The following is a 21,569-nucleotide window of genomic DNA, read 5'->3' as shown; positions in this document are numbered from 1 at the left end:
CATCACACTGACCTGGCGGACAGCGTCAACCGCCAGGTCAGTTCTCCGCTCGCCGGCACCACCGCGGCGTCGTCCGGGCCGGCTGTCGCCAGGTCGAACACACGACCCAGCATCGGCTCGACCCCGAGACTCCGGTACGGCGCATCGGCCGGGAAGCCGCCCTGGTTACGCCACAGCGCGGTGGAGACTGGTTGCCCAGGGCAACTCAATGTCATGGTGAGCTCCGCGCCGCGATCGCGGACCGAGACCGTCGGGCAGTCGACCAGGACCGCGCCCGCGGCCGTCCCGTCGGTGGGGCCGAACACGCCAAGATCAAGAGGAGTCGGCCAGACGGCAGTCACCCACGGGTCGTCGTCCGGCCAGGACCACGGCAACCACGGCTCCGCCTCGGGATACAGGCGGCATTCGGTCCCGGGCGCTGCGGAGATGATGGCGCCGGGGTCGCAGTCGAGGAGTGCATGTGCGGCCCACACGAACCGATAGCCCGGCACCGCCTCGAGGTGGTAGTCGACGGCGAGGGTGTCGGTGCCGGGTGTGAATGCTCTGGTGAGGATCGCGTCGTTGTAGGTGACCGAGGTGTCCCAGGGCTGGTTCCACAAGCCGCCGTGGTCGGGGAATCCGCGGACGGTGGGGAAGCATTCGTCGACACCGCCCGCGTCGATGAAGGTGGCGAGTCCGGTACGCGGCCCGGTCACCAGGCCGGGTCCGGCCCAGAGCCATTCGCGGCCACCGAGCTGGAGCGAGGTCCAGCGGCCGCCGTCGGTGGGATCGACCGTCACCGTCCGGTTCGGCTGGTGGGTCACCATTCGGCGAAGGATCCGTCTTCGTGGGTCCACACCGGGTTGCGCCAGGTGTGGCCGGTGCGGTCCGCGGCGCGGACGGCGTCCTCGTCGACCGTGATTCCCAGGCCGGGCAGGGGATTCCACTCGGCATGACCGTTGACCCAGTCGAACGGCGCGGGATCCACGACGTACGAGGTGAGGTCGCTGGTCACGTTGTAGTGGATGCCCCGGCTCTGCTCCTGGATCAGGAAGTTCGGCGTCGCGAACGACACCTGCAACGAGGCCGCCAGCGAGATCGGCCCGAGTGGGCAGTGCGGTGCGAGCATCGCGCCATGAGCATCCGCGAGGACGGCGATCCGGCGGAGCTCGGAGATCCCGCCGGCGTGTGAGACGTCGGGCTGCACGACCGCGACGCCGGCGTTCAACGGCGCCAGGAAGTCGGCCCGGTGGTACAGCCGCTCGCCGAGTGCGACTGGGACCGTCGAGGCCTCCACCACCGACGACAGGTGCGCCATCTGCTCCGGCAGCACCGGCTCCTCGACGAACATCGGCTGCAGGTCCTCGACCGCGTGCAGGATCCGCCGCGCCGCGGCCACGCCGACCCGTCCGTGCAGGTCGATCGCGACGTCCCGGGAATCGCCCAGGACCGCCCGCGCGGCCGCCAGCCGGTCGACGATGTCGTTGACCTCGGCAACGGACGGCGAGGTCTGGATCTGCCCGCTGGCGTTCATCTTCACGGCCGTCATCCCGGCCGCGACCTGCTCCGCGACGGACTCGCCGATCGCGGACGGTTCGTCCCCGCCGACCCAGGCGTAGACCCGGACCCGATCCCGGACCCGCCCGCCGAGGAGTGCGGCGACCGGAGCGCCGTACACCTTGCCGGCGATGTCCCACAACGCGTGGTCGAGCCCGGCGACCGCGCTGCTCAGCACCGGCCCGCCGCGGTAGAACCCGCCCTTCGTCAGCACCTGCCAGTGCCGCTCGATCTGCAGCGGATCCTGGCCGATCAGGTACTCCGACAGTACGTCGATCGCGGCCCGGACGACCTCGGCGCGTCCTTCGACGACCGGCTCGCCCCACCCGACCACACCGTCGCTCGTCTCGATCCGGCAGAACAGCCAGCGCGGCGGGACCAGGAACGTCTCGATCCTCTCGATCTTCACCGGCGCCGCCCACGGGCCGTCGTACGCGATCCCGACGTACGGCGCCCGGACGAGCCGCGGACCTCGGTGAGGTCCTCGGCGGCCTTCGCGAGCAGCTCCCGCATCGCGAGCTCGGCGCCCTCGGGGTCGTGCGCGCGGACCGCGTCCACGACGCGCCGGTGGCTCGGCACCGGGTCGTCCGACGGCTTGACCCTGTGCACCAGCCGGTCGCGATCCGCGAGCCCGGTCTCCATGATCACTTCCATCTTGGTCAGCAGTTCGTTGCCTGTCGCCGCCAGCAGCGCGCGATGGAACGCGAGGTCCGCGGCCGCCGCGGCGAGGTTGTCACCGGCGGACTCCATCCCCGCGAGCGCCGCGTCGAGTGCCGCAAGGTCCGCGTCGTCCGAGCGCAGCGCGGCCAGCCGGGCCGCGGCCGGCTCGACGATCCCGCGGACCTCGTGCAGTTCCTCGAGCAGCTCGGGCCGTACGTCGGCGTCCTTGAAGTGCCAGCGGATCATGTCCGCGTCGAGCAGGTTCCAGTCCGAGCGCGGGCGGACGAACGTGCCGCGCTTCTGCCGCGCGTCGACCAGGCCCTTCGCCGTCAGCACCTTCAGCGCCTCCCGGACGGCGGTCAGGCTGACGCCGAGGTCGGCCTGCAGTTCGGTCACGTTGATGGTCGCGCCCTCCGGGATCTGCCCGGACAGGATGCGCTGCGCCATCACCTCGACGATCTGCCCGTGCAGCCCTCGCGAAACCCCGCGCTGAATCCCCGTCATACCGCTCTCCCTCACGCCGAGTCCTTCGTTGCGGACCATCCGCCATCGACCACCAGGCTGGTGGCGGTCACGTACGACGCCTCGTGGGACAACAGGAACGCGACGGCCTGCGCGACCTCGTCCGGCTGCCCGAGCCGCCCGAGCGCGGTCGCCTGCGCGCTGCGTTCACGTCCTTCGGCATCGACCCGGTCCCACATCGCGGTTACGATCGGCCCCGGAAGCACGGTGTTCACCCGGATCGAGCGGCCGTACTCGACCGCGAGCTGGCGTCCGAGCGAGATCAGTGCGCCCTTCGTCGCGGCGTACGCCGGATGTCCGGGCAGGCCCGCGATGGCGTGCACCGACGAGACGAGGACGACGGAGCCGGCGTTCGCGACGAGGTCGTCGTACAGCGCCTGGAAGCCGAGGAACGCCGAGGTCAGGTTGACGTCGAGCTGACGCTGCCAGGACAGCGGTGACAGTTCGTGGGCCGGTTTCACGTCGACGACGACCGCGTTGCTGACCAGACCGTCGATCGGGCCGAACTCGTCCCGGCCGCGGGACCGGACCTCCGCCCAGGTGTCCTGCGACGAGACGTCGCCGACGACGCTGATCGCCTTGCCCGGCACGTCCTTGCAGGGATGGACGTCGACCTGCACCACCTGTGCGCCCTCGGTCTGCGCGCGTTCGGCGCAGGCCGCGCCGATTCCCGACGCGGCCCCGGTCACCACGATCACCCGCCCAGCCAGCCGCACGTGCCGCCTCCTCCAGAAGCCGAGGTCCTACCCAAGCACGGAGGCAGGCAGGTTCCAACGATGAACGAGCCACCAGTTGACCGTGACAGGTAGTACCCGGTCAAGCGATTTGCTCGTAATTTACGAATTAATATTGACAGCTGCGATGCGTCGCCGCAAGATCGTCCGCAACACACCACTTACCCGTCTGGCATCGCCGGCCGGGCAGAGCTCAGGAGTTCGGGCATGACTGCATTGGCAGCGGATCGGCGGACTTTCCTCAAGGGACTCGGGCTGCTCGGCGCAGCCACCCTGGTTCCCGGGTGCGCGACATCGTCGAAGAGTCCGGGCAGCGGCAGCGCGGCCTCTGGTGAGCTGGCGCTGCAGTCGAACCTGTCCAGCGAGCAGGCGAAGGCCGCGATGGAGAAACTCGTTGCCGCGTACAACAAGACCGGCGGATCCCAGGTCAAGCTGAACACGGTCGCGTCGGAGATCTTCCGGACCCAGCTGCCGACGTACCTGACCTCGGCGAACCCGCCGGACGTCTACACCTGGTACGCCGGCTCGGTCGCGGACTCGTACGCGAAGAAGGACCTGCTGCTCGACGTCTCGAGCGTCTGGGACTCGATGGGCAACTACTCGAAGGCGATGCAGACGCTGTCCACGAGCAGCGCCGGGCAGAAGATCTTCGTCCCGACCAGCTACTACTGGTGGGGCATGTTCTACCGGAAGTCGAACTTCGCCAAGTGGGGCGTGACGCCGCCGAAGACCTGGGCCGAGTTCGTCGCCGTGTGCAAGACGATCCAGAGCAAGGGGATTCCGCCGATCGGGATCGGGCTCGGCGACACCCCGTGGGTGGCGTCGGCGTGGTTCGACTACCTGAACATCCGGATCAACGGCGCGCCGTTCCACCGGCAACTGCTGGCCGGCCAGGGGAACTTCACCGACCCGAAGGTGAAGGCGGTCTTCACGAAGTGGCGCGAGGTGCTGCCGTACTTCGACCCGAAGGGGAAGTCGTTCCCGTTCCAGGAGGCGACGTCGGCGCTGCTCGCGGGGAAGACCGGGATGTTCCTGATCGGGACGTTCTTCGCGGACTCGGCGCCGAAGGACGCGCTGGACGACATCGACTTCTTCCAGTTCCCGATCATCGATCCGGCCGTACCGGTGGCCGAGGAGGCGCCGACGGACGGGTACTTCGCCTCGAAGAAGGTGCAGGACGTCGACGGTACGAAGAAGTTCCTGACCTGGCTGGCGACGGCCGAGGCGCAGGAGATCTACGTGCAGAACTCTTCCGGTACGGCGATTCCGGCGAACCCGGACGGGAAGTCGGCGGACACCCCGCTGGTGCGGAAGGGCAAGGCGATGATCGAAGGCGCCGCCGAGATCACCCAGTTCTTCAACCGCGACTCCAGCGACGCCCTCCAGCCGACCGCCGACGCCGCCCTCACCAAGTTCCTCGACAAGCCCGACCAGATCGACAAGATCCTCGCCGACTGGCAGGCAGCAGCCCAGAAGGTCTTCAAGGCGTGACAGCCACAGCTGTGGAGACCCGGAGCCGAAGCGGTTCGGCGTTCGGAAAACGTCGTACGCGGCGGGTCTCTCCTCTCATTCTGGCGTTCGTGCTAGTGCCGTTTGTTGTTGAGGCTGTGTGGGTGTTTTGGCCTGCAGTGCAGGGGTTCTGGTTGGCGTTGACCAGTTGGGACGGGTTGTCGGCGCCTCGGTTCGTGGGGTTGGGCAACTTTTCCGACATGGTGTCGGATCCGATCTTCCGGACCGCTTTGAAGAACACCGCGATCTGGCTGGTGCTGTTCGGTGGGCTGAGTGTGGTCGGCGGGTTCGGGATGGCGTTGCTGCTGCAGAAGGAGCGGCGCGGTGTCGGGATCTACCGGGCCGCGCTGTTCACGCCGGTGGTCTTCAGCCTGGTGGTGACCGCGCTGATCTGGCGGGTGTTCTACCAGCCGGACGGACTTGTCGACACGGTGTTCCGGACCGTTGGCCTGGGCAACTTCATCCGCCCGTGGCTGGCCGACCCGGACACCGCGCTGTACGCCGTGATCGTGCCGGCCCTGTGGCGCCAGATCGGGTACGTGATGGTGCTGTACCTGGCCGGCCTGAAGGCGGTCGACCCCGCGCTCTACGAGGCCGCGAAGGTCGATGGCGCGTCCGCCTGGCAGCGCACCCGGTACGTCACGATCCCGCAGCTCAAGGGCGTGAACTCGGTCGTCCTGTCGGTGATCGTGATCGACTCGCTGCGGTCCTTCGACATCGTCTGGTCGATGACGAAGGGCGGCCCGTACCACTCGTCCGAGCTGCTCAGCACGTACATGTACTCGACCGCGTTCCAGTCCACCCAGCTCGGGTACGCGTCCGCGCTGGCCGTGGTGATCTTCGTCCTCGCCCTGGCCGTCATCCTCGGCTACCTGATCCGCGCCTTCCGGGAGGAAACGTGATACGGCGTACCGGTTACCACGTCGCGATGGGGCTGATCTCGTTTCTGTGGGTGGCGCCGATCCTGTGGGTGATCGTGATCTCGTTCCGTTCGTTCGACGACGTTGCGGCGAACGGGCTCGGATCGCTGCCGCACTCGTTCACGTTCTCGACGTACAAGTCGGCGTGGGAGGACGCGGACGAGTTCCGGGCGCTGATCAACAGCCTGCTGGTGACGATCCCGGCCGTCCTGCTGAGCCTCGGGCTGGCGTCGGTCGCGGCGTACGGGCTGGCGCGCTACAGCATCCCGTTCCGGCGGACGATCCTGTTGCTGATGTTGATGGGGAACCTGCTGCCGCCGCAGATCCTGCTGATCCCGATCTCGCGGTTCGTGGAGCTGATCGGGTACTACGACACGCTGATCGCGCTCATCGCCGTCCATGTCGGGTTCGGGCTCGGGTTCTACACGTTCGTGCTGCACGGGTTCATGCGGGACCTGCCGCGGGAGATCCAGGAGGCCGCGACGATCGACGGGGCCGGGCCGGGGAAGATCTACTCGGCGGTGATCCTGCCGCTGACCCGTCCGGCGCTGGCAGCGCTAGGGGCGCTGTCGTTCACGTGGATCTTCAACGACCTGCTGTGGTCGATCACGGTGATCCGCTCCGGCGAGAAGATGCCGGTCACGCCGGCGCTGCTCGGTCTGCAAGGCCTGTTCGTGTCGTCGTGGAACGTGATCGCGGCTGGAACTGTGATCGCCGCAGTGCCTACAGTGGCGGTGTTCCTCCGCTTCCAGAAGCACTTCGTCGGCGGGCTGGCGATTGGAGCCGTCAAGTGATGACGTGGACCTTGCGCGGTACGACGACGTCGTACGTCGTCGGCGTACCGGGCCACGGGGTGCTTGCGCAACTGGTTGCCTGGGGCCCGCATGCTGTTGCCGAGGGCCCCTCGACGATTGCTCCCGCCGGCACCGAGCACTTCCTGCCGCGGGCGGACGTGGAGCCGGTCGAGTACGCCGTCCGCGGGTCTCGCTACACAGCTCCCGTCGACCTGGTCGCGAGCGGCCCGGACGGCGTCGACGAACTCGACTTCGGTTTCTGGGCCGCCGACGCTTCCGAAGATCAGCTGGAGCTGACCTTCGTCGACAACGAGCGGGGAGTGCTCCTGGACCTGCATTACCGCATCGTCGGCGATGTGGTTGAGCGGTGGGTGTCGGTGCGCAAGGACGGCACGGGCGAGCTCACCTTGCATCGGCACGACTCGGCCGGGTTCGTGATCCCGACCGGGACGACCGTCAAGTACTTGTGGGGTGAGTGGAACAGCGAGTTCCAACAGGCTGAGGTGACCTTGCCTCGCGGGCGGTTCACGATCGGGAGTGCCCAGGGGATCACCGGGCACTCGTACGCGCCGTTCATGGCGGTTGACGGTGAGGTGGCGTACGGCGTCCAGCTGGCGTGGAGCGGGTCGTGGGAGATGACCGCCGACGTCGACACGACCGGGCTGCTGCGGATCCAGGCCGGCCGTACCTCTTCGAGTCTCGGGATCACGGTGCGTCCGGGGGAGACGTGGGTGTCGCCGAAGGCGGTCGGGGCGTGTAGCGCCGAGGGTGCGGACGGGCTGGCGCGCGTGTTCCACGAGTACGAGCGGACGCAGTCGAGACGACGTACGCCGAAGGTGTTGTACAACTCGTGGTTCGCGACCGAGTTCGACATTCGGGCGGAGCATCAGCTCGAGCTGGCACGGCGGGCCGCGAGCATCGGCGTTGAGACTTTCGTGGTGGACGACGGGTGGTTCGTCGGGCGGTCGGACGACACCGGCGGGCTCGGGGACTGGGAGGTCGATCCGGCCAAGTTCCCCGACGGGCTGGACAGGTTCATCGGGCAGTTGAAGGACCTCGGGCTCGACTTCGGGTTGTGGATCGAGCCCGAGTCGGTCAGCCCGTCGTCACAGTTGGCGGCTGAGCATCCGGAGTGGATCCTGAGGACGCCGGATCGGGAGCGGGGGCCCATTCTGATCCGGAACCAGTTGCTGCTCGATCTGAGCCGGGACGATGTCGCGGACTTCATCTGGAGCACGCTCGATCGGTTGCTGTCGACGTACGACATCAAGTACCTGAAGTGGGACGCCAACCGGCCGCGGCTGGATTCCGGAGATCAGCGCCGGGACCTGGACGGGCTGGTGGTGGCGAATCTCTACAGCATTCTGGATCGGCTGCGGGATCAGCACCCGGACGTGTACGTCGAAGGATGTGCCGGCGGTGGGGCTCGGGTTGATCTGGGGATGGCCTCGCGCGTCGACACTCTGTGGCCGAGTGACAACACGGCGCCGCTGGATCGGCTGCGGATTCAGGAAGGGTTCCGGAGCGGGTTCGCACCGCACCTGATGAGTTCGTGGGTGACCGATGCCGAGGGTACGCACGACGGTCGGCGGCGCTCGCTCGATTTCCGGTTCCATGTCGCGATGGCCGGTGTGCTCGGGATCGGCGCGGATCTCTCGCGCTGGACCGACGACCAGCTGAAGACGGCTGCACGTCATATCGAGCAGTACAAGGGCTTTCGGGAGTTGATTGCCGAGAGCAAGGTCTACGGGCTGGCGGGCGGCGTGCAGTACGTCGGTCCGCGAAAGTCCGTGGTGTTCCTGTGGGAGACCGGCGACGGCAACGTGCGCGGCACGCTGCCGACCCGGCCGCGGCGGGTGCCGCTGGCCGGGCTGGATCCGGCGAAGAACTACCGGGTGGGCAACGAGACCCACCCGGGCAGCTATCTGCTGCAGGTCGGGGTCGCGTTCGACGACTCCGCCGACTCGCGGTGCCTGATCGTCGAGGCACTCGACTGACCCGTTCCGCTCAACGGAAGAAGATGACATGAGGCGAATCCTCGGTGGGGTGATCGCGGCGGCTCTTGTAGCTGTCGGCTTGGTCACTACCACGACCGGAGCTGTGGCGGCTCAGGCCACAGCTCCGGTCCTCAGCCCGACGCCCTATCTGGGCTGGAACACCTACTACGGACTCGGTGGTGACTTCACCGAGGACACGATCAAGTCGGTCGCGGACTCCCTGGTGAGCCGCGGCCTCGCGAAGGCCGGCTACGACATCGTCTGGCTGGACGGCGGCTGGCAGGCAGACCAATCCCGCAGCGACGCCGGCGACCTGGTGCCGAACCCGGCCAAGTTCCCAAACGGCCTGAAGCCGCTGGTCGACTACATCCACAGCAAGGGCCTGAAGGCGGGCATCTACACCGACGCCGGCCCGTACATCCCGGGTAAGTGCGGTCTCGGGAGCGGCGGGTACTACCAGCGCGACGCGGACCAGTTCGCCGCCTGGGGGTTCGACGCGGTCAAGGTCGACTACCTGTGCGGCATCGCGGCGAACCTGGACCCGAAGACGGTCTTCACCGAGTTCGCCCAGGCGCTGCGCAACAACGCCAGCCACCGGCCGATGATCTTCAACCTGTGCAACCCGGTGACGTCGCCGGACTGGGGCAACTACCCGGAGTCCCAGCAGTCGATCAACTCGTGGTCGTACGCGCCGGAAATTGCGCAGTCGTGGCGTACGTACACCGACGTCGGGTTCCAGGGCGACATCAAGTTCAAGGACGTACTGCGGAACTACGACGCGAACGCACGGCACCCGGAGGTCGTGAAGCCGGGCGCGTTCAGCGACCCGGACTACCTGGCGCCCGAGCTCGGGATGAGCGACGAGGAGTTCCGTACGCAGCTCACGCTGTGGGCGGTCGCCGCCGCACCGCTGGTCGTCGGCAGCGATATCCGTAAGCTCAGCGCGACCACGATCGGGATGCTGACCGATCCGGACGTGCTTGCGATCAACCAGGACAAGGCCGCGGTCCAGGCGGTCCGCGTCGGCTCGGCCGGTACGACGGAGACGTGGGTCAAGCGGCTCGCCGACGGCAGCCGCGCGGTCGTACTGCTCAACCGGGGCGACAGCGCGAAGACGCTCACCACCACCGCGTCGGCGGTCGGACTGAGTGGCGATCGATTCACGCTCAAGAACGCCTGGAGCAACAAGGTGACCGAGAGCGGTGGGGTGATCAGCGCGGCGGTTCCGGCCCACGGTACGGCGTTGTTCCGCGTCGCGCCGGCCCGTGGAATTCCCGGCGTACCGCATGTGACAGCGGGGATCCCGCAGGTGACGAAGGTCGGGACGGATGCCCAGCCCGAGGGTGCGGCGCCGGTGGTGGCCGGTGGTGACGAGCTCACCGTGCAGGTTGCCGTCCGCAACGATGGGTTGCTGCCGGTGTTCACCCCGGCAGTGACGGTTGCCGGTGGCACCGGTTGGACAGCGAAGTCGTTGTCGAAGGCACCTACTCTCATCGAAGGCGGCCGGCAAGCCACGTTCGCGTTCACCGTGAAGCTCCCTGCCGGTGCCCCGCCCGGCACTGCGAGCCTGACCGCGACGACGACGTACCAGGCGATCGGGTACGGCGTACAGAAGCAGACGACCGTGCTGTCCCCGGTGGTCGTCGCGCCCGAACCACCGAGCGGGACGGTGCCGTTGTCGCATCATCAGTGGATCACGGCGACCAGCGGCTGGATGTCGCCGACGATCGACGAGAGCGTCGGCGGCGGCAACCCGATCAAGCTCACCGGTACGACGTACTCCACCGGGATCGGGGTCGCGTCCCCGTCGCTGATCCGGTACTACCTCGGCAAGTCGTGCGCGCGGCTGACCGGCACCGTCGGCATCGACGACGTGGTCGGGAACGTCGGTCCGGACGGCGGTACATCGACGTTCCAGGTCGTCGGCGACGGCAAGGTCCTGTTCGACAGCGGCACCGTCGACCGCTTCACCCCGAAGCAGTTCGATGTCGACCTGACCGGCGTACGCGTCCTCGACCTCCTCGTCGGCGACGCCGGCGACGGCGGCTACAACGACCGCGCCGACTGGGCCGCACCCACCGCAACCTGCTGAGCCGCAACCCACTTTGAGCACCCGTCAACCATCCAGCGAGGCGAAAAACGGTTGGTGGGTGCTCAAAGTGCGGTCACGTCCAGGGCACCTCGGCTGAGTGGAGCCAGGTCCAGGTGCGGTTGCGCCACGTGGGGGATTGTTGGGCGAGGCGGCTGGCGTACTCGGGCCAGTGGGTGTCGGTCTGGTGGGACCACGCTTTCTCGGCGGCGCCGGGGAGGCGGGGGAGGAGCAGAAGTTCGAGGTCCTCGGGGCCGGTGATGGTCTCGCACCAGATCGCGGCCTCGACGCCGGCGATCTGGTCGGCGCTCTCGATGCCGGGCAGGCTGTCCACCGGGTCCCACGAGACGCCGTGCTCGATCGACGCGGCACCGTAGAACTCCAGGCCGAGACGCACTCGGGCCTGTTCCTGCTCGGCGTCGGTGGACGTGTCGGCGTGCGGGCGGTCGAAGTACAGCCAGGTCACCGGCGAGACGATCAGCTTCGCGCCCTGCTCGAGGGCTTTCGGAGCGTCGTACTTCGCCTTGCGCAGCGCGTCGGCCAGCACCGGCAGCAGTTCCTCCGGCGGCGTCGGCGCATCCGGGTTCTCGCCCATCTTGTCGATGTCGAGGTCCAGCCAGAACTGCACGACGTCCTCGGAACCGAGTGTCGCGCGCGCGATCTCCTGCCAGCCGACCACCTTCTTCCCGCGATCCCGGACGAGCCCGGCCGCCTTCTCGACGAACGTCACGTGGTCCTCGTCCGACATCCCCCAGGTCTCGTCGCCGCCGATGTGTACGTACGCGCTCTGCGGGAACTGCGGGATGACCGCGTCCAGCACGTCGTCGACGAACGTCCACGTCTCGGGGCGACCCGGCTCGAGAGCGCTCAGCGGGATCGACGTACCGTTGCCCAGCTCGATCGTGCGGAGCTCGGCCGGGGCCAGTTCGGGGTACGCCGTGAATACCGCCGACGTGTGCCCCGGGATGTCGATCTCGGGTACGACGGTCACGTACCGCTCAGCCGCATACGCGACGAGCTCGGCCAGCTCGTCCCGGCTGTAGTACCCGCCCGGACGATCGCCGAGGGCACCCTTCGCAGCGACGTCGGTCAACGCGGGCCGCGACGGCACCTCGACCCGCCACCCCTGGTCGTCCGTGAGATGCAGGTGCAGCACGTTGAGCTTGTACAACGCGAGCATGTCGATCACACGCCGTACCTCGTCCGGCGTGTGGAACGTTCGCACGACATCGAGCGACAGCCCACGCCACGCAAACCGAGGCCCGTCGACGATCCGAGCAGCAGGCAGCACAGCCGCACCGTCCTGCAGATGTGCCGAGACGAGCTGCCGAAGAGAGGTCAGCCCTCGGTGGACTGCCTCCGGCGTCGCGCCCCAGACCCGCACCCCGGTCGGCGAAACCTCCAGGCCGTGGCGTTCGTCGACCTCGGATCCGTCGGCGCGCAGACCACCGGCCGGCGGTACGTCGGCCACCGGCCTGAGCTCCACCGTGATGCCGGAGTCACCTGTCAGCGTGAGGCCGGAGTCGAGCCTTACATCCTCGACGAAGCGGGCGACGGGACCCGCAAGCTCCGCCGAGTGGACAACACCCGACGCGGATGTCAGCGTGAACGTGCCGTCGAGGGCGGTCGCGGTCGCTGGTGAGGGGATCACGGGAAGCGTCATCCGACGATTCTGCGGCACACCCGGGCGGACCACCAGGTCATTCGCGGCGGCATCGGACGTGTGCGCAATGGGTACCGGGCGCAGATGGACACGCAACGGTTGCTGGAGCAGGCAGAGCGCCTGTCGAAGGCGCTCACACCCGGTGACCTCGACCATACGCTCGCGCGCATCACTGCGGCGGCGGTCGAGGTGCTGCCGGAGGTGGATTACGCGAGCATGACAGTGCTGCACTTCGACGGTCGCCTGGAAACGGTGGCGCCGACCGACGAGCTGCTCTGGGGCGTCGATGCCGCGCAGTACGAGCTACGGGAAGGACCGTGCTACGACGCCGCGGCCGATGCCGTCCACGTCGTGTCGCCGTACCTGAACGACGATCCGCGCTTCCCGCGCTACGCCGTGACAGCAGTTGCCGCCGGTATCGAGGCCCAGGCCGGCATCCGGCTCTTCGAGGCTTCGAAGTCGCGGGGGGCACTGAACCTGTATGCCCGCGAGCCCGGTGCGTTCAGCGATCTCGGTGCGATCGGCCGGCTCTTCCAGCACCAGGCCGCGACGGCGATCGATTACGCCCGGGAGATCCACAACCTGCAGGAGGCCGTGCGCACCCGGGGCCTGATCGGCAACGCGGTCGGAATCGTCATGGAGCGCTACCAGCTCACCGACGACCGCGCCTTCGCCTTCCTCACCAGGCTGTCCCAGGACGGAAACGTGAAGCTCCGGGTGATCGCCGAGCAGATCGTCGCCGGCGGCACCACCCACTAGTGTCCTGAGTCGGAAGTTCGACGGCGCTTTCGGCGCCCAGGCACGCACCTCGCGGCACTTGCCCAGCGCCCACGATGCTCCGCATCGAGGCCACTGACCAAGCACCCCGATGCACGCACCTGACCACCGAAATCTCTCGCCGAACTTCCGACTCAGGACACTAGGTCATCAGGTCAGCGAGCGCCGCGTCGAAACCAGACAGGTCCAGCGTGCCGGCGGAGTTGTCGAGGAGGATGTGAAGGGCGCCCTCCCAGTCGCACGATGTCTGCGCACCGGTCCAGAACTCGTCCCAGTGCGCGAGTTTCCAGGTGTCCCGGGCATAGCCACGGCGCGCGACCCGGTCTTGGACGACCGGGCCTTCTGCGGTGACGTGAACGACAATGAGCTGCGCCTCCGGCCACCCGGTGGTCGCCTTCAGCAGGTACTCACGATCGCCGAAGAACCGGCCGAACGGAGCATCCAGTACGACGGAACACCCGACGTCGAGGTTGTCGGCGCAGAGCCGGAGCAGTGTCGCGTACTCCAGCGGCAGGATCGCCGCCTGGTAGAACGCGTTGTGGTCCCGGTCGTTCTTGTCCGAACCGTTCTGCTCGAGCAGCAGCTCGGTGAAGGACGTCGCCACGGTGTCCTTGTCCAGATACGTCGCGGCGTACCGCCGGGCCAGCTGCCGGCTCACGGTGGATTTCCCGGAGCCGGCCGGCCCGATCACGAAGAAGACCCTAGGAGTCACGACGTTCCTTCACGAACACACCGTACGACGTCGCGCCCACCAGCAGCAGTGCGCCGCCGACGATGAAGACCAGGCTGTAGTTGTTGCCGGTGGCATCGAGAATGAAGCCGGTGACGGTCGGGGCGAGCGCCGCGCCGAGGAAGCCGCCGAAGTTCTGGATGGCGCCCAGCGACGCGACCTGCGCGGGCTTCGCCAGGTCCGACGCCAGGGTCCAGATCACGCCGATCGGGATCTGCGCCGCGAAGTACCCGACGCACAGCAGCGTGATGCTCAGTACGTCGCTCTGCACGAACGCGACCGGCAGGACCGCGGCCGCGGCGAGCACCGCGCCGCCGACGATCGGGATCTTCCGCGCCGTGAGCGTCCGGGCGCCGCGCTTGATCGCCCACGCGGAGATCAGCCCGCCGGTCAGGACGCCGACGATGCCGCACAGAAACGGGAGTGCGCCGATCCAGCCCGTCTTGGTCAGGCTGAACCCGCGGCTGGTGTGCAGGTAGCCGGGCAGCCAGGTCAGGTAGACCCAGACGGTGTAGAAGATGCCGAAGGCACCGATCACCATGAACCAGGTGTTGCGTTGCTTGAGCAGCGAACCCCAGGAGCCCTTCGCGGCCTGCCGTTCGGCGGCGGCCTCCTCGCCGAGGCCCTTGATCGCGGCCTCCTCGGCGGCCGTCGGGTTGCGGTACAGCTTCATCCAGACCGCCACCACGATCAGGCCGAAGGCGCCGACCACCACGAACATGCCCTGCCAGCTCATCGTCAGCATCAGGAACGTCAGCAGCGGCGGTGCGATCGCGTTGGCGATCTGCGATCCGGTGTTGATCAGCGACAGCGGCAGCGACCGCTCGTCCTTGTGGAACCAGCGCTGGGAGACCTTGAGGCCGGAGGTGAAGAACGGCGACTCCGCGATCCCGAGGGCCACGCGGGCGGCGTACAGGAAGGAGAAGCTGCGCGCGAAGCCGGTGATGATCGTGATCACCGACCACAGGCCCGCGGCCCACGCGTACATCGCCTTCGCGCCGAACCGGTCCACCAGGTATCCGGCCGGCAGGTTGGCGATCGCGTACGGCCAGGCGAACGCCGACAGCAGCACGCCCATCTCGATCGTGTTCAGGCCGAGATCCGCGGCGATCGTCGTGTTCGCGACGCCGAGCGTGCCCCGGTCGAGGTAGTTGACGACGCCGCCGATGACCAGCAGGCCGATGAAGAACCACCGCACGCGGGTCGGTCCGGTCCGAGCAGCCGTCGGTGCGACTGCGCCTTGAGTTGAGTCCAGCATGGCGGTGCTCCTAGGGAGGGGTGTCCGCTAGCGTCCGAAGAACTGGAGGGATGTCTCGCCACTTCTTCGGACGCAACGAAGTGGGTTTACGTGCGCGCCTGGTCGACGGCGGCGAGGAAGGTTTTGGCGGCGATCGCCACCGGTTCGTAGTCGCCCGGCGCGTGCTCGGCCTTGGTCACGAAGCTGCCGACGCCGACCGCGGAGACACCGGCGGCGAACCATTCGCCGACGTTCTCCGGCGTGACCCCGCCGGTCGGCGCGACCGGGATGTGGCCGAGCGGGGCCAGCACCGATTTCACGTACTGGGGTCCAAGGACCTCGGCCGGGAACAGCTTGACCAGGTCCGCGCCGGCCTCGGCCGAGTTGACGATCTCGGTCGGGGTGAACGCGCCGCTGATCGAGACCGCCTGGTAGCGGTTGGCGACCGCGAGCATCTCGGGGCTGAGGTTCGGGCTGACCAGGAGTTGCGCGCCGGCCTGGATCGCGGCGTACGCCGCCTGCGCGTCCAGCACGGTGCCCGCGCCGACGACGACGTCGGGGTGCTCGGAGGCGAGCCGCTCGATGATCCGCAGGGCGTTCGGGACGGAGTAGGTGATCTCCAGCGCCCGGATGCCGCCCGCGATCGCCGCCGTGGCGACCTGGTAGGCCTCCTCGGCGTCGTCGAGCCGGACGATCAGGACCACGCCTGTGTCGGCGATGGCCTGAAGTCGTTGCAACTTTGTGAACATGGTTTCACAGATTATTTCGGTGATTCACATCCGTCAACAGGTGATGTGAAGATCTGTTAAGTTCTGATCATGGAGAGCACGGGGCCTTTGATTCCGGAGCAGCGGCACCAGCGGGTGCTCCAGTTGCTGCGCCGCGACGGCGTACTGAGCACGCGGGCGCTGACCGATCACCTCGGGGTCTCGCACATGACGGTCCGGCGGGATATCGCGGCGCTGGAGGCGTCCGGCCAGGTCGTGTCCGTGCAGGGCGGCGTCCGGCTCGCCGGGACGGCCGGCCAGGTGCCGCCCCAGGAACGCCGGCAGCGTGCGGTTCTCGAGCTGCCGCGGAAACGCTCGATCGCCGCCGCGGCCGCTGAGCTGGTCACCGACGGCATGGTGATCTACCTCGACGCCGGTACGACGTGTGAGTCGGTGGTCCCGCACCTCGTCGGGCGGCGCGATCTCACCGTCGTCACCAACGACTTCTATGCCGTCACCGCGCTGTTCGACGTACCGGACGTCGCGGTGATCCACACCGGCGGGGCCGTCGACAAGGAGAGTGCGTCGAGCAGCGGCAGGCTCGCCGCGGCGACGCTGTCCGCGATCAACCTGGACCTGTTCTTCCTCAGCACGGGAGCGTGGAGCATCTCCCGCGGGGTGAGCGCGCCGACCCTCGACAAGGTGGAGCTGAAACGCGCCGCGCTGGCGTCCGCGACCAGCACGGTTCTCTTAGCGGACAGCACAAAGTACGGCACCACTTCTAAGTTCCAGGTGGCGGATCTGGAGGAGCTGGACGTGATCATCACCGACACCGAGCTCTCCGACGACACCCGCAAGCGCGTCGAAGACCTCGGAGTCGAGCTGCGACTGGCTGACTTCGGGTAGCTGACCCGGCATAGTTCGGAGAGTGGTGCTTGGGTTTGGTGGGGATCTCGAGTTCGACCCGGCGTTGTTCGAGGTACGGCGGGGTGGGTCGCCTGTGCCGCTGGAGCCGCAGGCGTTCGACGTGCTGGCGTATCTCGTCTCGCACCGTGACCGGGTGGTTCCGAAAGAGGAACTGATGGACAGCGTCTGGGGTGGTCGCTTCGTCAGCGAGACGGCCGTCACCAGCCGGATCAAGCAGATTCGGCGGGCGCTGGGGGACGACGGTCACAGCCAGCGGATGATCCGCACGCTGCACGGCCGCGGCTACCGGTTCGTCGCTCCGGTCGAGACGCAGCCGGGTCTGCGGCCGAGCGAGCCGATCAGGTACACGGTCAGCGACGGGCTCCACATCGCGTACCAGGTGACCGGCGGCGGCGATCTCGACATCGTGCTGGTGTCGGGTTTCATCTCGCATCTCGAACTCGACTGGGCGGATCCCCGGCACGCGCACTTCCTGCACCGGCTCGGGTCCTTCGGGCGGCTGATCCGTTTCGACAAGCGCGGGACCGGGATGTCGGACCGGCCGTCCGGCATCCCCGACGTCGAGACGCGGATGCACGACGTCCTCGCGGTGATGGACGCGGTCGGTTCGCGCCGGGCGGTGCTGGTCGGGTACTCCGAGGGCGGCCCGATGTCGGTCCTGTGCGCCGCCGCGCACCCGGATCGGGTGGCCGGACTGGTCCTGTACGGCACCTATGCCAAGCGGGTGTGGTCCGAGGACTATCCGTGGGCGCAACCCCAGGAGGAGCGGGAGACGTACACCGAACTCCTCGTGAACAAGTGGGACTGGGAAGCCGACATGCTGCTGCGCTGCCCGTCGGCGGACGAGCCGATGCAGCGCTGGTGGGCACAGCGGATGCGTGCGTCCGCGACACCGTCGACCGTGCGGGCGCTGATGGACATGAACTCGCTCGTGGACGTCCGCGACGCGCTGCCCGCAGTCCGGGTTCCGACGCTGGTCCTGCACCGGTCCGGCGACGCGCTCGTCGACATCGGCGGTTCGCGGTACATCGCCGATCGCGTCCCCGGCGCGCGGTTCGAGCAGCTGGAGGGCAACGACCACTTCGTCTCCGGCAACCCGGATCAGATCCTCGACGCGATCGAGGTGTTCCTGCGCGACCTTCCCGGTCCGGCGGCGCGTCCCCTGGCGCTCGCCGCGGTCGTCGCACCGGCCGGCCACCGGTCGGACGATGTGGTGGCCGGCTTGTCCGCGGCGGGTGGCCGTCGCCGCGTCGGTCCGGCCGGCCGGCCGGTGGTGCTGTTCGACGGTCCGGCCACTGCGGTGCGCGCGGGGCTCGCGCAGTTGCGGGACGGCGATCGGCTCGGTATCGCGATCGCCGAAGTACCCAAGGACGAACTCGAGCTCGACGCGTACGGCGTACAGGTCGCGATCGGCCTGGCCGACGACGCACCCCCGGGGTCGGTGTGGCTGACCTCGGGGGTGCGCGATCTGCTGGCCGGCTCGGGGATCGCGACGGAGCCGGTCGCCGAAAACGTGTTCCGCGCGCCGCGGTGAGCTCAGACGCCCTCTCAGGCGGTCGCGACGTCGATCGATACCGGTACGCCGTGGGTGATCACGTCGTACACCGCCGAGCGGTTGCGGGACTGGTCGACGAGGGCGCGGAGCTTCTCCGCCTCGGCGTCGCCCTTGACGTGGAACACGACGCGGATCGCCTCGTATCCGTTGCGGACCTCGGGGTCGAGCCCGAGGATGCCGAGCAGGTTGATGTCGCCCTCGACCGTCGACGTGACCTCCTCGAGGTCGATGCCGCGCGCCGACGCGATGTTGGCCAGGCCTGCCGTCAGGCACGCGGCGAGGGCGTGCAGCAGGTGCTCGGCCGGGGTCGGGCCGTTGTCGCCGCCGACCAGTACCGGCGGGTGGTCGGCGTCGAAGGTGAAGTCGGCAGGACGCGTGTTCTCCTGGCCGGCTCCGTAGTACCCGTTGATCGTGCCGCGGTTGTGGGTGCCGCTGATCCACCGGTTGGTGGCGCGGAACTGGAAGCGGGCGATCTCCGGCTGCGCCTTGACGGCGTCGAGCGTCGCGAACAACGTGGCGACGTCGACACCGTTGCGGCCCTGGTCGGTCGTGGTTGCGGTCATGGTGCTGGTCCTCTCAAGCGGCAAGTGCGGTGAGTTCTGGAAACGAGGCGAGCGCGTCGGCCTCGCGTTCGAGCGCCTCGCTGAGCTGCAGTTGCAGCTCGACGAAGCGCTCCGGTGCCGGGAAGGCGGTCAGGGCGCGGGTCAGGTCGAAGACCTCGCGAGCCATCACGTCCCGGGTCTCCTCGTACGACGGCAGGTCGTCCTGGTCGACGGCGGTCGCCAGTAGTTCGGCGTCCCGGAAGGCGTCGGTGATGCCGTGCCCGGTGATCGGGTCCCGGTGGTAGCCGGCGTCACCGACCAGGGCCCACCCCGGACCGTGGGATCGACGGCGGTAGTTCGGCAGGTTCGCCGTACCGCGGAGTCGTTCGGTGATGCGGCCGGCGCGCACTCGTTCGCCGAGTTCGGGAACGAGTAGGTCGAGTTGTTCGACGAAGGCCTTCGACCGGTGGGAGCCCGCCGTCCGGATCGGTTCGAGCAGCGGGGTGGGCCGGATCAGCCAGACGCAGGCGGCGTCGTTGGTCGGGAAGACGCCGGCGAACGTGTCTTTCCCGATGTGGAACGCGTAGGTATCCGGTGCGAGACCCGAGACGTACGTGTAGAAGACGGCGCACGGCGAGGTGAACTGCTCGAGCTTCTCGGCGCCGAAGAGGCCGGCCATCCGTGACCGGCGACCGTCCGCACCGATCACGAGGCGGGCGGGCAGTTCGACCTGGCCGCCGTTCGCATCATGGCCGGTCACGCCGGCGACCCGGCCGTCGTCCGAGCGCAGCAGTCCGGTCACGGTCACCCCGGTACGGAGTTCCGCGCCCGACTCCACGGCGGCGTCCGCGAGGAGTTCGTCCAGCACGTACCGGCGCGGTGCGACCAGGCTGTCCACGCCGGCCCGCTGTTTGATCCGCCGTACCTTCGAGTCCCCCTCGATGTCGAAGAGCACCTGCGTGATCGCCGGCGCACCGGTCGCGAACACGCGGTCGAGCAGGCCCCAGCGCGACAGCTGCACCACGCCGCCGCGCAGCAGCCCGTGAGTCGACACCGTGTCGCTCGGCAGCCGTGCCTTGTCGACCATCACCACGTCGCGGCCGGTCCCGGCCAGCAACATCGCGGTCGCAGCCCCGGCGCACCGGGCCCCGACCACCACCACGTCGTACATCGTCCCCGCCCCCATCCTCAAGTGATGGGTCCGACTCTCCGCCGCCCGGCACCCCGAAACTTGGAGGGCTCATGGAGACCACGATCTCCACGAGTTCTCCACATTTGCCCGGCTACTGGCTCCGGTGCCGCTCGGCGAGCTCCTTCAGGTACTGCGCACTCGCCTTCGGGGTGCGTTTCTGGGTGTCGTAGTCGACGCGGATGATGCCGAAGCGTTTGACGTAGCCGTAGGCCCATTCGAAGTTGTCCATCAGGGACCAGGCGAGGTAGCCGCGGATGTCGGCGCCCTGGGCGATGGCGTCGGCGACTGCGTTCAGGTGGGACGTGAAGTACGCCGTTCGGTCGGTGTCGTCGACGTAGCCGTTCTCGTCGGCCACGTCGTCGAAGGCGGAGCCGTTCTCGGTGATGACCATCGGGAGGCCGGGGTAGTCACGGGCGATGCTCAGCAACAGATCGGTAAAGCCTTCGGGGACGATCTCCCAGTCCATCGCGGTGCGCGGCTTGCCCAGCGGTACGTCGCGACTGACCGGAAGGCCCTGAGCGTCGACGGTGCTGCCGTCCTCGGCGTACCCGGTGAACTTCTGACTGAAGTAGTAGTTCACGCCCAGCACATCGATAGGAGCGGAGATGATCTCCAGGTCGCCGTCCTCGATCGGCAGCTCGACGCCTTCGCGGGCGAGGTCCGCGACCACGTCGGCCGGGTAGTGCCCGTGGACGAGTGGGTCGAGGTAGATCCGCCGGCCCATCCCGTCCGCACGCCGCGCTGCGTCGACGTCGGGCGCGGCGTCCGACGCGGGGTACGACGTCGCGACGTTCAGCGTGATGCCGATGTCGAGCTTGCGCGGTGCCGCCGCCCGCATCTGCGACGTCGCGAGCCCGTGCCCGAGCAGCAGATGATGGACGGCGGCGATCGCGGCCGGGTACTCGCGCCGCCCCGGGGCGTGCGCGCCGTACGCGTAGCCGAGCATCGCCGAGCACCACGGTTCGTTCAGCGTCGTCCAGGTGTCGACCCGGTCCTGCAACGCGTCGAACACCAGCATCGAGTACTCCGCGAACCGGTACGCCGTGTCGCGCACCGGCCAGCCGCCCGCGTCCTCGAGCTCCTGCGGCAGGTCCCAGTGGTACAGCGTCACCCACGGGTCGATGCCCTGGGCAAGCAGCTCGTCGACGAGGCGGTCGTAGAACCCGATCCCGGCCGGGTTCACCTGGCCCTTGCCGCGCGGCTGGACCCGCGGCCACGCCACCGAGAACCGGTACGTGTCCAGACCGAGGTCCTTGATCAGGGCGACGTCCTGCGGCATCCGGTGGTAGTGGTCGCAGGCGATGTCGCCCACGTCGCCGTTGTCGATCGCTCCCGGCACCCGGCAGTACGTGTCCCAGATCGACGGCGTCCGGCCGTCCTCCGCGATCGCGCCCTCGATCTGGTACGCCGACGTCGCGACGCCCCAGCGGAAGGTGGCCGGGAGCCGCCCGATGAGGGCCTCAGGAGTGCTCATGTTC

At 68.4% G+C, this 21,569-nt stretch carries 19 protein-coding genes; 8 read left to right on the top strand and 11 right to left on the bottom strand.

Annotated elements, in window-relative coordinates; all coding sequences use genetic code 11:
* Nucleotides 1-2 precede the first annotated feature (2 nt).
* Genes E0H50_RS05190 through E0H50_RS05175 form a run of 4 tightly spaced genes read right to left on the bottom strand, consistent with a single transcriptional unit; the run spans nt 3 to nt 3,434 of the window.
* On the bottom strand, nt 3-806 hold the full coding sequence (locus E0H50_RS05190; protein ID WP_131285358.1) for a hypothetical protein: 804 nt from the start codon (nt 804-806) through the stop codon (nt 3-5).
* A complete protein-coding gene (gene dgoD / locus E0H50_RS05185; RefSeq protein WP_131285356.1) occupies nt 800-1,945 on the bottom strand; it encodes a galactonate dehydratase in 1,146 nt (381 codons plus the stop codon). The genes E0H50_RS05190 and dgoD overlap by 7 nt, the downstream gene beginning before the upstream one ends.
* Nucleotides 1,942-2,700, bottom strand: coding sequence for a FadR/GntR family transcriptional regulator (locus E0H50_RS05180; protein ID WP_131285354.1), 759 nt, complete (start codon nt 2,698-2,700; stop codon nt 1,942-1,944). The genes dgoD and E0H50_RS05180 overlap by 4 nt, the downstream gene beginning before the upstream one ends.
* Nucleotides 2,701-2,711: 11 nt before the next feature.
* Nucleotides 2,712-3,434, bottom strand: a complete 723-nt coding sequence (locus E0H50_RS05175; protein ID WP_131285352.1) for an SDR family NAD(P)-dependent oxidoreductase — start codon at nt 3,432-3,434, stop codon at nt 2,712-2,714.
* A 225-nt stretch (nt 3,435-3,659) separates the two neighbouring features.
* On the opposite strand from E0H50_RS05175, the gene E0H50_RS05170 reads away from it, so the two are divergent.
* The 5 genes from E0H50_RS05170 (at nt 3,660) to E0H50_RS05150 (ending at nt 10,764) form a co-directional block, all read left to right on the top strand.
* On the top strand, nt 3,660-4,943 hold the full coding sequence (locus tag E0H50_RS05170; protein ID WP_131285350.1) for an ABC transporter substrate-binding protein: 1,284 nt from the start codon (nt 3,660-3,662) through the stop codon (nt 4,941-4,943).
* Nucleotides 4,944-5,161: 218 nt separating this feature from the next.
* The gene (locus E0H50_RS05165) at nt 5,162-5,863 is read left to right on the top strand and encodes a carbohydrate ABC transporter permease (RefSeq protein WP_238150781.1); all 702 of its coding nucleotides are present in this window, start codon (nt 5,162-5,164) and stop codon (nt 5,861-5,863) included.
* Nucleotides 5,860-6,675, top strand: a complete 816-nt coding sequence (locus E0H50_RS05160; RefSeq protein WP_131285348.1) for a carbohydrate ABC transporter permease — start codon at nt 5,860-5,862, stop codon at nt 6,673-6,675. Before E0H50_RS05165 ends, E0H50_RS05160 begins: the two co-directional genes overlap by 4 nt.
* Entirely contained in the window at nt 6,675-8,672 is a 1,998-nt protein-coding gene (locus tag E0H50_RS05155; RefSeq protein ID WP_131285346.1) for an alpha-galactosidase, read from the top strand. The genes E0H50_RS05160 and E0H50_RS05155 overlap by 1 nt, the downstream gene beginning before the upstream one ends.
* A gap of 28 nt (nt 8,673-8,700) precedes the next feature.
* Entirely contained in the window at nt 8,701-10,764 is a 2,064-nt protein-coding gene (locus E0H50_RS05150; RefSeq protein ID WP_131285345.1) for an NPCBM/NEW2 domain-containing protein, read from the top strand.
* Nucleotides 10,765-10,837: 73 nt separating this feature from the next.
* Here the strand turns inward: E0H50_RS05150 and E0H50_RS05145 are convergent, their stop codons facing one another.
* Nucleotides 10,838-12,424: a beta-N-acetylhexosaminidase gene (locus E0H50_RS05145; protein WP_165547002.1), complete on the bottom strand. Its 1,587-nt coding sequence runs from the start codon at nt 12,422-12,424 to the stop codon at nt 10,838-10,840.
* Nucleotides 12,425-12,508: 84 nt separating this feature from the next.
* On the opposite strand from E0H50_RS05145, the gene E0H50_RS05140 reads away from it, so the two are divergent.
* Entirely contained in the window at nt 12,509-13,183 is a 675-nt protein-coding gene (locus E0H50_RS05140; RefSeq protein WP_165547001.1) for a GAF and ANTAR domain-containing protein, read from the top strand.
* A 160-nt stretch (nt 13,184-13,343) separates the two neighbouring features.
* Here E0H50_RS05140 and E0H50_RS05135 read toward each other — a convergent pair whose 3' ends face one another.
* From E0H50_RS05135 to E0H50_RS05125, 3 genes are all read right to left on the bottom strand, one after another.
* Nucleotides 13,344-13,913, bottom strand: a complete 570-nt coding sequence (locus E0H50_RS05135) for a P-loop nucleotide/nucleoside kinase family protein (protein WP_131285339.1) — start codon at nt 13,911-13,913, stop codon at nt 13,344-13,346.
* Nucleotides 13,903-15,189: an MFS transporter gene (locus tag E0H50_RS05130; RefSeq protein ID WP_131285337.1), complete on the bottom strand. Its 1,287-nt coding sequence runs from the start codon at nt 15,187-15,189 to the stop codon at nt 13,903-13,905. Before E0H50_RS05130 ends, E0H50_RS05135 begins: the two co-directional genes overlap by 11 nt.
* Before the next feature lie 86 nt (nt 15,190-15,275).
* Nucleotides 15,276-15,917 carry a bifunctional 4-hydroxy-2-oxoglutarate aldolase/2-dehydro-3-deoxy-phosphogluconate aldolase gene (locus tag E0H50_RS05125; RefSeq protein ID WP_131285335.1) on the bottom strand — a complete coding sequence of 214 codons (642 nt, stop codon included), beginning with the start codon at nt 15,915-15,917 and terminating at the stop codon, nt 15,276-15,278.
* Nucleotides 15,918-15,986: 69 nt separating this feature from the next.
* Between E0H50_RS05125 and E0H50_RS05120 the strand changes: the two genes are divergently transcribed.
* On the top strand, nt 15,987-16,781 hold the full coding sequence (locus E0H50_RS05120) for a DeoR/GlpR family DNA-binding transcription regulator (RefSeq protein WP_131285333.1): 795 nt from the start codon (nt 15,987-15,989) through the stop codon (nt 16,779-16,781).
* Nucleotides 16,782-16,803: 22 nt separating this feature from the next.
* Nucleotides 16,804-18,336 carry an alpha/beta hydrolase gene (locus E0H50_RS05115; RefSeq protein ID WP_131285331.1) on the top strand — a complete coding sequence of 511 codons (1,533 nt, stop codon included), beginning with the start codon at nt 16,804-16,806 and terminating at the stop codon, nt 18,334-18,336.
* A gap of 14 nt (nt 18,337-18,350) precedes the next feature.
* On the opposite strand, the gene E0H50_RS05110 is transcribed toward E0H50_RS05115, so the two are convergent.
* The 3 genes from E0H50_RS05110 to E0H50_RS05100 form a co-directional block, all read right to left on the bottom strand.
* Nucleotides 18,351-18,920: an OsmC family protein gene (locus E0H50_RS05110; protein WP_131285329.1), complete on the bottom strand. Its 570-nt coding sequence runs from the start codon at nt 18,918-18,920 to the stop codon at nt 18,351-18,353.
* 13 nt (nt 18,921-18,933) lie between these two features.
* Complete coding sequence (locus E0H50_RS05105) at nt 18,934-20,070, bottom strand: NAD(P)/FAD-dependent oxidoreductase (protein WP_165547000.1); 1,137 nt, start codon at nt 20,068-20,070, stop codon at nt 18,934-18,936.
* A gap of 112 nt (nt 20,071-20,182) precedes the next feature.
* Complete coding sequence (locus tag E0H50_RS05100) at nt 20,183-21,565, bottom strand: GH1 family beta-glucosidase (protein WP_131285325.1); 1,383 nt, start codon at nt 21,563-21,565, stop codon at nt 20,183-20,185.
* Nucleotides 21,566-21,569: the final 4 nt, after the last annotated feature.

It is taken from the genome of Kribbella sindirgiensis (assembly GCF_004331435.1).
In the GTDB taxonomy this organism is placed as follows: domain Bacteria; phylum Actinomycetota; class Actinomycetes; order Propionibacteriales; family Kribbellaceae; genus Kribbella; species Kribbella sindirgiensis.
This window is presented reverse-complemented; position numbering and strand designations above follow the sequence as displayed.